Below are 12,867 nucleotides of genomic sequence, written 5' to 3'. Positions count from 1 at the left end.
ATTAAACTGCTTGTATGTCTTCAAGGGTGAATATATCGGATACTTTTTGTAGTTCTTTATTTAAATCTACACGAATAGCTTTTAAACCACTTGCTCCTTGCAGCTCTTCTAATTCCAGTAACTCTATGTTTTGTCCGACATAGTTTTTTGCTTGTAAAAACTCAAAATAAGATAAATACTCACGCTCAATTTCTTTACTAGAATAAACCACACACAGCTTATGGGCTTGTGTTAAACGTTCGTTGGTGTTTTTTATATGTGCTTTATCTATACGCTTTTTTATCATTTCAAAACGTACATTATAAGCTCCGTCAACATCAAACTGTTTTTCGTCCATTCTATAGCGAATGCTAATAGGCTCATTATAAGCTAAGATTAAAGATGCCACTTCTAATTGCAACGGAAACCCTTTTTGTTTTTCATAATACATGGCTTCCATTTCGCAAGTTACCTGAAGCTGCCACAAACGCAAATTGTATAAAACTGTTGGATGATAGTGGAATTGCTTTGTAATAGATTGCCCGACATATAGATTGTGTTCCACACCATCTGTTTTAAATTTCTCAAAATAATGAGGAAAAATAGCCTGCGCTTTTATTTGTTGTTTTTCTAAAAATATAGCCAATGCTTCATTTCCCATTTTTATTGTCTCATCATGTGCCTTTCTGGCGAGATATAAGCTGTTAGTTGTTTTATCTAGGGATTTTAAAAATTCTTCCAGCTCTATTTTATTTTTTGAATTATGCAGAAAATGTTCAAATAAAGGGACGAGTTGCTTTTCAAAGAACAGACTGATTTCATGTTCTGTATTGGTAGTAAAGTTATCGTTCAAGCTTGCTAGGTAATTATCTATTTGAAAAATTAATTGCTCGTAAAACGGTAAATTTATTTTAGTTCTACCTATAAGTAGTTTTTTACTAATTTCTAACTGTTTTGTTAAATCTAATTTAATGGCTTCGTTTCTGGCATTTGATGAACCAACTACATCTACTTGTCCAAAAAGAGGAACCACATCTTTAAATACAATTTCATGAAACACAGGGTTTTCCCCATAGTTTCTTTCTTGTATATATTGTCTAGCTTCTTCTTGAAAACGCCATTCTACAGAAGGATGAATAGCTGTACACTCCTGCTGTATAACAGCACTTATTTCATTTTGATATTCCGAATATGTACGTCTAGAATAACTTAAAATAAACGGCATAATAGCATCCAACTTAACCATATTAATGGCATTTAGCTGGTTTGGCTTAAAAGCTGCCAATTCTACTATAAAACCAAGCTCTCCATTAATTGGAATAGGAATTAAAGCCGCACTTTTTAATCCTCTATCTAACAAAATCTTACTTAATCTATTGCCATTGGTTTTCTTGTGATAGGTTTCTACATTTGAAATAATTACTGGTTTACAATCTTTAAATAAACCGTTATTAATATGATTACAAGCATACTTTCCAACACCAACTTTTTCGTTTGGTAAAATGGTTAACATATCGAAACTTCTATCAAAAGGTGGCGTAATTACATTATCTGCTACACTATAGCTACCAAGTTGTAAATCTGGAATATTAAATATGCGTCTAATATCTTCCATTAGATATTGGAAGCTTTCTGTATTAGGTTCAATTAAATGGGTCTTAAAATCGTCTATACGCTCGTCTAAAGAAGTATCAAAAAGATTTACTATTCCAAATCCTTCAATGGTCCAGGAGTTTTTTGGAAAATACTTTTCCCAAACCTCAACTTTATCTGCATTAGTTAATAATTCATCTAAAATTTCTTTTGTAATTTCTATGGCATTTTTATTCGGATAGATATCAATAAAATCGGCATTAAAAGCTACACGGTATCTTTTTCTTTCTCCATTCTTATCAGTAATAGACAAGGTTTTAGGTCTTTCAAAATCTACTTGATAGTTATAATAAACATTTAATATAATGGCGTATATAAATAAGTCGAAAGAATCTTCATAATCTTTATATAGGTCAATAAATATATTTTCGTCTGTATTTGCCTTATTAATAATATTTTGAAGTCTAGAACTACAATAAAATATCTCATTAGTATAAGGAGTTACAGCTGCCTTAATTTCATTGTTCGTTAAGGTTGTTGGGAAAACAAAAGACATTAGTTGATCTAGAACAGCTGTATTATTCTGGATATCTTCTTTTAAGTCTGTTCCGGTTATTAACTTAGGATGCTGAGTAAAAAGCTCTAAAGCTTGCTCCGCTTGCTTCTGAACACTTAAGTTATTAGAAGCCAATAAGTCTTCAAATTTCTCTTTTAATAAGCGAAAAGAAATAATTACTTTAAAAGGACCCTTATCTCTTATTTTCATTGGTTTGTTTTTATTAAAATTATACAGAAAAATAGATGTAATAACTATAAATAAATGCTGCTGCTGAAATAATTATTCCAAACATAAAAACAGTATAGGTAATTCGTAATAGTTTATATTTTTTATTAAGCACTAGTCCCAAATAATATAAGTCTTTAGTTAGCGAATTATATAAAGTTTCTTGATTATTTATTAAGTAGTCGATTCCCCATTCAAAATCTTTCAAATTCATCTTTTGAAAGTTTCCAAAAAAGAGAATATTCGTTTTGTTTTCTCTTATCATGTCTTTAGTAATTGCGACATTAGATATTTTAGGTCTCGTAGATAAAACTGATAACACTATTGATGCAACGCTAAAAAGCATTAAAATTAAGGTAGGATACACTAGAAATAAATTAGACGGACTATCCAGTTTTGGAACCAAATTAGATAAGGCAACAGAAATAATTATAGCGTTTACTGAGAGTAAGATATTAGCTTTGGTATCTGCAATCGCGCTTAACTCTATGTGATTTTTTAATTGCACACGAAACATGGTTTCTACTCCTCTACCAAATCTTGTGTTTTTTTCTTTTTTGTTCTCTTTAGCCGAAAGTTTATCTATTTGTTTTTGAGTTTCTAATTGGTTTATTTCCTTTTTAGGTTGCCAAAGTTGTTTTGCAGAGTTAGAATAAAAAGAATGATTTTTAAGAAACTCCAGATTTTGTTTCATCCATTCTATTTCTGATAAATAACTTTGGTTTTTAGAATTCAATTCCCTCATCAAATTCTCGGAAATATCTTCAAAATCTTCAGATGCTGTATGGCCACAATCTGCATCTTTAATAATTCCTTCCAATTTATGCTTCGGTTCATAGTCACTTTTAGTAGCTAAAATTAATTGCTCAACCAGATTTAATGTGTCTTCAGACACTTCTTTTTCTTTTAAATAAGCATCTGCAATTTTTGCACTCTCTACCTCATGCCCAATGTCTGTATGAATATAACCTGTATCATGAAACCATGCTGCTACCAACAAGGCAAAGGTTTCCTGCTCTGTGCAAGCTTCCAAGCCTGCTAATTCTTTAGCGTTAGCTACCACACGTCTGGTATGAATAGCGTTATGATAATAATTTGTAGACGGGAGTTGTTTATTTAACAGTTCTGCTACATATATTTCTATTTGAAGTAAAAGCTCTTCTTTCATATTACAAATTTACATAGTTTAATAGTGAAGCATACAAGAAACCTCATCTTTACATCTTTTAAAAGTGAATACAATCTCTAAAATACTATAAATAGAAACGAATTTAAATATCATTTCAAAATTGTTTTATACTTTCTGCAAATTCTTTAGACGAAACAGATTCTAAAAACTTAAAAAAATGTTGCTATAATTAATAAAAATGGTTTTAATAAATATCAGGAGTTTGCTTTACAGAAAAACCTTTAAAATTATAAGTTTATAAATAAACCGTTCAATTACTTCTGTTTCCATTGATAGATGAGTCCTAAACTAAACCAACGTGAAGGCATGGGTACAGTGCCTGCTTCTTGGTATGTTGCATCAAACAAATTAGTAACCTCTGCATACAAACAAACAGATTTTATTTGGTAATTTAAGCGTATATCGGTAATATTATAAGCATTGGCAAGTTCACGCTTTAACCATCTGTTTTTTATTTGAAAAGAAAAGTCATTTGTTTGATAATGAATACCTGCAATAAACTGATGCTTTAAAGATTCTAATACATATTTAGACTGCAAATTATTTGAAGTATCCAACGAAGGTTGCAAATAATTATAGCTCACCTGATATCCAATAGATTGCTTATCTTTTAGATTAAAACGCTGTTGTAAACGTCCATAAATACCCTGCATGGTATTATTTCCTAAATTAACTGGAGAATAGGGTTCAGAAGAATCGTCTCGCACCCAATCAATAAAATCGGATATCTGTCGATAAAAATAACCTATTTTAATCTGAGTAACTCCTTTTTTATATTGCATATTTGTTTCGTAATTCCAAGCATTTTCTGGTTCAAGTAAAGCATTCCCGATATTTCCTGGACGTTGATCTAGGTATAAATCTGTAAATGAAGGAATGCGTTGTCCAGATCCCAAATTCATAGAAACTTTCCAATGACTATTAAACAGGTAAGCTAAGTCGATACCTGGATATATTTGCCAGCCAAAATCAGAATTATAATTCGCATAAGCTCCTACCGATCCATATAATTTATCACTTATATTAGTTTTAAATTCGACATAAGCTCCGTGATTATTACGTTTATGATTTCCTATATTAGAGCTATTAATTTTTTCCAATCGCGATTCCCAACCAAAACCAAAGCTTCCTATTTTGGTTTTAAGATTAGAATTTAATTCTAGCATTAAGGCATTGGTGTCATGTAAAGAGCGGCCTTTACTCAAATCGTCTTTGAAATAGCGATAATCGTCCTGGCCGTAGCGATTGCTAATTCTAGGAGAAATGGTAAAGCTTCCCCACCTATGTTTTGAAGACAGACTAAAAATGGAAGACTCCACAAGTTCTTCCGAATTAATATCGCCAGGAGCAGCGTAAAAACCATTGGCGCCAAACTTACTGTTTGCATAACCTGCCATAGCTTGAATACTATTATTGTAGTTAAAATTATAATGTCCATTATAAAAAATACGCGTGTTTTTTGATGCCGAATTATAACGCTGACCGTTATAAACACTTTGAGACACCGAAAAAAGCTGACTCTGTTTATCGGTTCCGAAAATACCTGTTAATGCCATAGAGCCACCACCGTATATTCCTGAACCATCACCTTCATCTTTAGACTTAAAAGAGCTTCCACCTTGAGCATCTGCAGACACCGAAGAGGTATTTCCTTTTTTGGTTACTATATTAACAGCACCAGTAAGCGCATTAATTCCATATATTCTTGCAGCAGCTCCTCGGATAATTTCAATACGATCTACAGCATTTAAAGGAACTGGAATATTCATCATATTATGAGCCGTTTGCGAATCTATCATTTTTACACCGTTAATAAGCACCAAGGTTTGCTCTGAAGTGCCACCATCAATAGAAATATCTGTTTGTGTTCCAAATGGACCACGTTGCCTAATATCTACTCCACCAATAAAAGTCAACACTTCGTTAAGAGATTTTACAGGTAAAGCTTGTATTTGCTTTTGGGTAATTACTTGAACATCTCGCGTTGCTTCACTAAAAGGAATATGCAACCGGTTTCCTTGAATAATTACCTCTTCTAAGGCAGTATTCTCACTTTTTAAATGAGGGGACACATCTTTTTGTTGTGCTAACACAGGAATTACAGCCAATAGTCCTAAAACGACTAGTTTGTTTTTCATAAATATTTATTTAAGGAATTACTTAAATTGATGTGCAAATATTTGTATAAAAACTGTAGCTTTGATAGTCCGATATATAAATAATGAGTAGTCCAGTAGATATTCCTTTTCACTCTTTTGTAAAAATAGATCGTCGTAAAAAAGATGCCATCTATTTACAAGTTGTTTACCAGTTTATTAATGCTGTAAAAAGCAATCTTTTAGAGGAAGGAGACCAGCTTCCTGGCAGTAGGTTAATAGCTAAAGAATTACAGCTTCACAGAAAAACTATAGTAGCTGCCTTAGAAGAATTGCAAGATCAAGGCTGGGTAGAAGCAGTTCCCAATATTGGAACTTTTGTAAAAAACCCTGAACAATCTACTAATGCTGCCGAAAAAAATCAAGGCTTTAAACACCCTCCAGAAAAGGCCTCTTTTTATTATAGAAAAGAATTTATTCTGGACACAGCTTTAGAAGAAAATCTAGGAACCTATTGTTTTACCGATGGGACACCTGATTTTCGGATTATGAAATTGGAAGAATTGGTACGTTTTTATACATCGGCAATAAAAAGAAAAAAACCATCGGGTTTTGTATCAAAAACGATTGATGGTAATTTATATTTTAGAGATCAACTACGATATTTTCTAAATGTTACCCGAGGATTCCACCTTTTAAAAGGTTTTGTACTACCTATGGCAGGATTCGAGCAAGTACATTCCATCTTAGCGCGTTTGCTTATACATACAGGAAGTGTCGTTTTAGTCGAAGAACTTAGCTATTTTTTACCCAATATGATTTATAATCAAGCTGGTGCCAAAATGAAAACTATTCCCGTAGATACAGACGGCATGGATACTAATTATATAGAGAAAAACTTTAATCCTGGCGACATTCGTTTTGTATACCTCAATCCCAGGTGTCATTATCCAACAACCGTAAAGCTCTCTGAAGAACGAAAGTTGCATTTACTCTTTTTAGCAGAACAGTACAATTTTATTATTATTGAAGATGATAGCGATTTTGAATTTTCATTAAATAAAAACAAACAGGACTCTTTATTTCGAAAAAATGGTGGACATCGGGTTATTTATGTCGGTGCTTTTGGACGGTTTTTAAATCCAGGGTTTCAACGAAATTTTATCATTGCTCCTAAAGACTTGTTGCAAGAAGGTGCAAAATACTTGAATATTTTTGGCAAACCAGATATTATGATGGATAAAGCTTTGGGAGAACTTATTCATCAAGGAGATATTCATCGATATCTAAGAAAATCTAAAAAAATAATTGCCGAACGCAGAGATATGTTTGCTCAATTACTTCAAATAAATTTTAAAAATCAAATCGATTTTAGAACACCAACCTCAGGTCTGGCCTTTTGGATAGCTTTTAAAGAGGTGTTCTCACTAACTCTTTTACAAAAAGCAGCAGGTAAAAAAGGACTCTTTATTCCAAGTATTTGTCTATACCAAAACCAATCTATTACAGCTCTAAGACTTGGATTTGCACATCTTAACCTACACGAAATGGAGACTGCTATAACACTACTTGCCGAAGCGTATTGGGAGGTAAAAAACTCTATATAGATAAAATTAAAGAGTGTCATAATTAGACAAAAAACCTGCTTCATTAAAATGTTAAAAAAAACATCCTTAAAAGGCAACTTATTCGTGTAATGCCATCAAACAAGCTGGATTATGGTTAAAAAAGTTGCTCGAACTCAAACAAATGTCATTATATTACATTATTTAAATCCAGAACGTCCTAAACAGTTATATTTTTCAATTCTAATGTATTGTATTCGTTAGTTTTACGAGTTTTAATTTGAGATGGTTTGTTTTTAGAAATGCCCAATTTCGGCCTATCGAAGATTTATCGTAAAACCTGCCCGACCGGCAGACGGGTTTAAGTAAACAAAATCTTGAATTAGCCATGATTTTTTAGATGAGGTTCGTCAGCCTACATTTTCCTGCCCGACGATGTAATTCAGGTGGATATGTTTCTCCCGATAGCTATCGGGATTGGGCAATACTAAAAAGAAAAATTAAATATTTTTTAAATGTGAGTTGTCTTGAGAAATTTATTTAGGACGAGATCTGATTTATACCTTAAATTGACACTAAAATAGATTCAAACTTTTGTCCACTCCTAAAAAAACTATATTTATAATTTTTGGACTTGACTTATAAGCTGTTTGTTAATAAAATATTAATCATTTAAAAACATTTACTAACAATTATTTGTAAGAAAGATATTTAATGACCAAATTGTAAACACGATTTTAAAAACAAGAATTCATGAAATTTGTTGGCAGTCAATTAGCCTTTTATTTAAGTGACAGAGACTTTAAGAGAAACTCTAAGATTCTCCTTAAATATTTAATTGTTTTAGGAGTTGTCGTCATCGTTTTCTCTGTTCTTTTCCATTTTATTATGGAGATAGAAGGCCAGAACCACTCTTGGATTACGGGTCTATATTGGACGCTAACCGTTATGAGCACCTTAGGCTTTGGTGATATTACATTTGCTTCAGATATCGGGCGTTTTTTCAGCATAGTAGTCTTACTTTCTGGAATTTTTATGTTGCTTATTTTTTTACCTTTTGCTTTTATTAGACATTTTTATGTTCCACTTTTAGAGTCGAGGAAAAAAAATAGAGTTCCAAGAAGTGTTCCAACGGGAACAAAAAATCATATTCTAATATGTGCTTATGATGCTATATCAAGAGATCTAACTGAGCGTTTAAAACAAGACCAAACACCTTATTATATTATTGAAAAAGATCCAGAGAAAGCCCTTAAAAAATATGAAGACGATATTCCTGTAATATTGGGTAAATTGGACAACAAGGATACGTATCTCAATGCGAATGTTAAAGAAGCCAAATTGGTTTTAATTAATAGAGACGACATACTAAACACAAAGATTATTCTTATCATTCAAAGCCTTGCACCCGATATTACTATTGTTGCTTTAGCTTCAGATGACGAAACGATAGATGTACAAGAACTAAGTGGTGCTAATTTTGTTTTACCAGTTAAAAGATGGCTTGGCGAACAATTGGCTAATAGGATAAATACCCAAAGTGCCAAATCTAAACCTATAGGACAATATGAAGACTTATTAATTGCGGAATTGCCTGTTCTCCATACTAATTTAATAACTAAAACAGTACGTGAAACAAAGTTAAGAGAAAAATACGGGGTTAGTATTGTAGGTTTTTGGAATCGGGGTAGATTAGAGCCTATAAATGGAAATGAAACCTTGACTCACGACACAGTTATGGTAGTTATTGGAAACAAAAAACAACTGGACAACATGGATGAGCTTTTTTACCCTATTCCCAGTAACCCCAATCCGGTTTTACTTATTGGAGGAGGTAAAGTGGGGTCGGCAGCTGCGCAATCTTTATACAAAAATGGTGTTTCTGTAAATTTAATTGATAAAGAAGAAGAACTATGTAAAAAAGTAAAGCCTTTTTGTAACAATGTTTTTATTGGAACAGCATCAGATTACGAGCTCTTAAAAGAAGCTGGAATCATGGAAGCACCAGCTGTATTACTTTCTACACATGACGATGCTATGAACATCCATTTAGCATCTTATTGTCGTAAATTAAACAAAAAAGTAAGAATTGTAAGCCGTATCTCTGAAGCTCAAAATATGGATATCATGCATCGAGCTGGAGCCAATTTTGTATTAAGTTATGCTACTTTAGGATCGGAAGCAGTTTTATCTATCTCTAAAGGACAAGAACTAAATATACTTGGCGAAGGAATTAATTTATTTAGTATTCCAGTACCACCCTCACTTATAAATAAATCTTTAGGAGAATCTGGTATAGGTGCCAAAACAGGAATCTCAGTTATTGCTTTAAAGAAAAACTCTGAAGTAACCACCATGCTTTCAGCAGATAGCATCATGTCTAAAGATGTCGAAATTATCCTATTAGGCAATATTGAAATGAGAGAGAAATTCAATGATATTTTCGTAAATAATAGTTAACTGTAGCTTTCGGCTTTAAACAAAGTAGTCATCCCACTTTCAATGGCCACAATCTGCATCTTTAATAATTCCTTCCAATTTAGCCCAATGTCTGTATGAATATAACCTGTATCATGTAACCATGCTGCTACCAATAAGGCAAAGGTTTCCTGCTCCGTGCAAGCTTCCAAGCCTGCTAATTCTTTAGCGTTAGCTACCACACGCCTGGTATGAATAGCATTATGATAATAATTTGTAGACGGGAGTTGTTTTATTTAACAGTTCTGCTACATATATTTCTATTTGAAGTAAAAGCTCTTCTTTTATATTACAAATGCACAATCAAAATAAAGTGAAACCTAAGACATACAAATCAAAAAAGCTGAACAATCACGTGATTATTCAGCTTTAATTAATAAATTTAATCCTTTAATAATCTGTATCGGTTATTTAGGACTAGACATAATCTCCATTTTACCTGAAGGCATTCTTCTATAAACTTTAGAATTAAGCAAATGTTTTCATGTAATCAATCACCTCTTTCCAACCAGGATAACCTGCTTCCTTATTAGCAAAATGAACGTGTTTACCATGAAATTCTCCTGCCCCATTTGCCGTACGGTCATCGATTAGGAAATCTCCTTTAGCCAAATGTTTGTTGTGTGAAAGAATCAATCTTTTATAGGCTGAATCTGGTAAGTGCTTTTTAACCCAATGTAACTTGTCTTGCCAGGCAGAAGGATTGTCCCAAGGTGCAGTAGATAATATATAGGTATCAAAGTTTTCATTTAGCCATTCATAAGCATCTATAGCTCCTTCTATAGGATCCATCAAGGAAAAAATACCTGGAACATCATCTAGATCGCCTTCATATTTTTCTTTATCTTCTTCAGAAATCCTATCAATACCAGATTGAAAGTTTACCAATACATTATCCATATCCACAAAAACAATGTGCTTCTTATTTTTTCTTTTTTGGTCTAAATCCGCTTTCTGCCTTTTGGTTTCTAGTACCACTTCTTTACAAAATAGATCGGAGGAATTGTCTCGAGAAAAGCAGTTATTATCTACTGGGCTTATACCAAAAGCTTTTCTTTTCCTATTTATTCGGTTTATGTAATCTTGCGACCAAGGATTGTATTTATCGGCAGTCATAAAATTCCATTCTTCACCAAACAAGGCAAGTTTTAAGCTTTCTGCTGAAAGGTTGGGTGAGGTTAATTTCATTTTTTCAAGTTCGTTAATTTCAGGATCGGTTAAGTATACTTTATAATTACTTAAAATTTTTTCAAGGGTTAATGTTTTCATAGATTGTTCTTATTTAATTTAGTTTTAAAATTATACATTAATTATTTTTATTTGGGTTTATTAGCTTGACAATAAAAAGCTTTAGTTAGTAAAAAAGCTAAAATTCACGGAAGTGTGTTTTTCTGCCATAATTATTTACTTATGCTCATTTTGTTTTAATTTCACATAGAAATGCTATGCAAGATTTTGCACATAGAGTTTTTTTATAGAAACCTTTGAACTCTGACAATGTTGTTATTGTGTTTTTAATTTATAAAAACACAAAAATCGATAAATATTTAAAAAAAAGAGTAAATCATATTTTTCCTAGAACTAGGCTCATCTTCTTAGCACCTTCGTCTGATTGGACAGGTTGCTATCACTATATGTGATTCTTAATGATATCTCAAATATAAGGAGATTTATTGAATAAAACACTTAAATTATAAACTTTTGTGGGTAATGATTTACAATAAATTAATGTGAAGGATTTGAAGTCTCACCTTTATCTAAACATTCATTTATAGGCTAGTTTTTTAATAGAAATAGTTGGATCGCCTATTTCAATACGATGATACATTTACAAATATGTACAGTTTCGATAAAAAGGTGCCACTTTATTAATTGGAAGTTGCCTCGATAAAGGTTAATTGTGAATACTTATTTTTTCATTTTTTCCAGAATTTTCTCTTTCCTATTATCTCTATCTGGATGGTATGTTTTATACATCTCTCCCATTTGAGATAAGTACTTTTCTGGATTAGTTGTTCCTCTGTGACACATAACACAATTTACCACATGAACCTGAGCGGGTTTTGGATCAGGAAAGTGAGGTTGAAAATATTTTTCATTAACTTCATTAGTCATAACTATCATCCCACGTGCAATTTCCTTCTCTATTTTCTCATCGCTTGAAAAATCTAATTCTGTTGGATCTTCTTTACTAGGTACATGACAGTGATTACAGTTTACCCCAAGGGATTTAGAATAATTTTTCATTAAATGTGTTAAGCTATCCTTTGAAATATCTTGAGGTAAGACTTTTAAATTATCCCAAGGAGTTTGTAGTACGTATTCTTTGTCTACTCCAGAATTCGACTTAAAAGCATAAAGTCCCAATACCATCAATAGAATTCCAATACTATAAAAAAGCGTGCGTATTTTTTTCTTAAACCTCATAATATATTGATTTTTAATAAATTGAAACTTAAATATAAGTAAAATTTCCTTTAGATTTGTTATAAATTATATGTTCAAAAGGTATCATTTAGCTTCGAGATCTCCTTTAAGAAATCTTAAATTTATTCTGGTTTATAATATATGGAATGTGAATAATTTTAGTGAAAACAGAAATTTATCAGCTTTCTAAGCAAAAAAAAGAGAGCTTTAAAAAGCTCTCCTCATTACCTCTAATATACCTTAATTTAATGTACGTCTGCTTTCACTTCTCCTGACTGATTCATCATCATATCGTGATCGTATTTGCAACATCCAGGTAAATTATCATAGGCTTCTAAGTTGCCAGTTGCTTTTTCTGTATCGTAGCCAGAAGCTGCAATAGCATTATGAATTTCCTGGGCATCTGTTTTAGTGTCATCAAAAGATACATCGATTTTCTTTTTATCGACATCCCAATTGGCACTTGAAACCCCTTCCACTGCATTCGCGGCTTTTTCAATGGTTTTCTTACACATGCCACAATTGCCTCTTACACCAAAAGATACATCTGTCATAGCCAATTCACTGGATACCTCAGTAGTTGTTTCTGCTGCCTGTTTTCCTTCGTTTTTGCAGCTTGTAAATCCGATAGCTGCCACAACAGCCATACTTAAAATCACTTTTTTACTCATACCAATTACATGGTTGTTTTTGTGGTCGTGACTTTTCTTTGAAAAATTCATTGTTTTAAAATTTAATAATTATACTTGGTTTTAA

General features: G+C 32.2%; 9 protein-coding genes and 1 riboswitch. Of the genes, 2 read left to right on the top strand and 7 right to left on the bottom strand.

Annotated features, from left to right (window positions below; genetic code table 11):
• Position 1 precedes the first annotated feature (1 nt).
• The 3 genes from OS188_RS07540 to OS188_RS07530 form a co-directional block, all read right to left on the bottom strand.
• Entirely contained in the window at positions 2-2,338 is a 2,337-nt protein-coding gene (locus OS188_RS07540; RefSeq protein ID WP_267148217.1) for a hypothetical protein, read from the bottom strand.
• A gap of 19 nt (positions 2,339-2,357) precedes the next feature.
• Positions 2,358-3,524, bottom strand: a complete 1,167-nt coding sequence (locus OS188_RS07535; protein WP_267148216.1) for a Pycsar system effector family protein — start codon at positions 3,522-3,524, stop codon at positions 2,358-2,360.
• A 275-nt stretch (positions 3,525-3,799) separates the two neighbouring features.
• Positions 3,800-5,683: a TonB-dependent receptor plug domain-containing protein gene (locus OS188_RS07530; RefSeq protein ID WP_267148215.1), complete on the bottom strand. Its 1,884-nt coding sequence runs from the start codon at positions 5,681-5,683 to the stop codon at positions 3,800-3,802.
• Positions 5,684-5,766: 83 nt separating this feature from the next.
• Between OS188_RS07530 and OS188_RS07525 the strand changes: the two genes are divergently transcribed.
• Positions 5,767-7,248 (top strand): aminotransferase-like domain-containing protein, encoded by a 1,482-nt coding sequence (locus OS188_RS07525; RefSeq protein ID WP_267148214.1) that lies wholly within the window; start codon positions 5,767-5,769, stop codon positions 7,246-7,248.
• Between the two features lie 711 nt (positions 7,249-7,959).
• Entirely contained in the window at positions 7,960-9,666 is a 1,707-nt protein-coding gene (locus OS188_RS07520) for a potassium channel family protein (protein WP_267148213.1), read from the top strand.
• On the opposite strand, the gene OS188_RS07515 is transcribed toward OS188_RS07520, so the two are convergent.
• The 4 genes from OS188_RS07515 to OS188_RS07500 all read right to left on the bottom strand — a co-directional run bounded on the left by OS188_RS07515 (position 9,663) and on the right by OS188_RS07500 (position 12,833).
• Positions 9,663-9,866, bottom strand: a complete 204-nt coding sequence (locus tag OS188_RS07515) for a hypothetical protein (RefSeq protein WP_267148212.1) — start codon at positions 9,864-9,866, stop codon at positions 9,663-9,665. The two genes, OS188_RS07520 and OS188_RS07515, sit on opposite strands and share 4 nt — an antisense overlap.
• Positions 9,867-10,152: 286 nt before the next feature.
• Entirely contained in the window at positions 10,153-10,953 is an 801-nt protein-coding gene (locus OS188_RS07510) for a 5' nucleotidase, NT5C type (RefSeq protein ID WP_267148211.1), read from the bottom strand.
• A 289-nt stretch (positions 10,954-11,242) separates the two neighbouring features.
• Positions 11,243-11,339, bottom strand: a riboswitch (SAM-I-IV-variant riboswitch).
• Positions 11,340-11,592: 253 nt separating this feature from the next.
• Complete coding sequence (locus OS188_RS07505) at positions 11,593-12,111, bottom strand: c-type cytochrome (protein ID WP_267148210.1); 519 nt, start codon at positions 12,109-12,111, stop codon at positions 11,593-11,595.
• Positions 12,112-12,356: 245 nt separating this feature from the next.
• The gene (locus tag OS188_RS07500; RefSeq protein WP_267148209.1) at positions 12,357-12,833 is read right to left on the bottom strand and encodes a heavy-metal-associated domain-containing protein; all 477 of its coding nucleotides are present in this window, start codon (positions 12,831-12,833) and stop codon (positions 12,357-12,359) included.
• Positions 12,834-12,867 lie beyond the last annotated feature (34 nt).

The sequence above is a fragment of the Xanthomarina sp. F1114 genome, assembly GCF_026410255.1.
GTDB lineage: Bacteria > Bacteroidota > Bacteroidia > Flavobacteriales > Flavobacteriaceae > Xanthomarina.
This window is presented reverse-complemented; position numbering and strand designations above follow the sequence as displayed.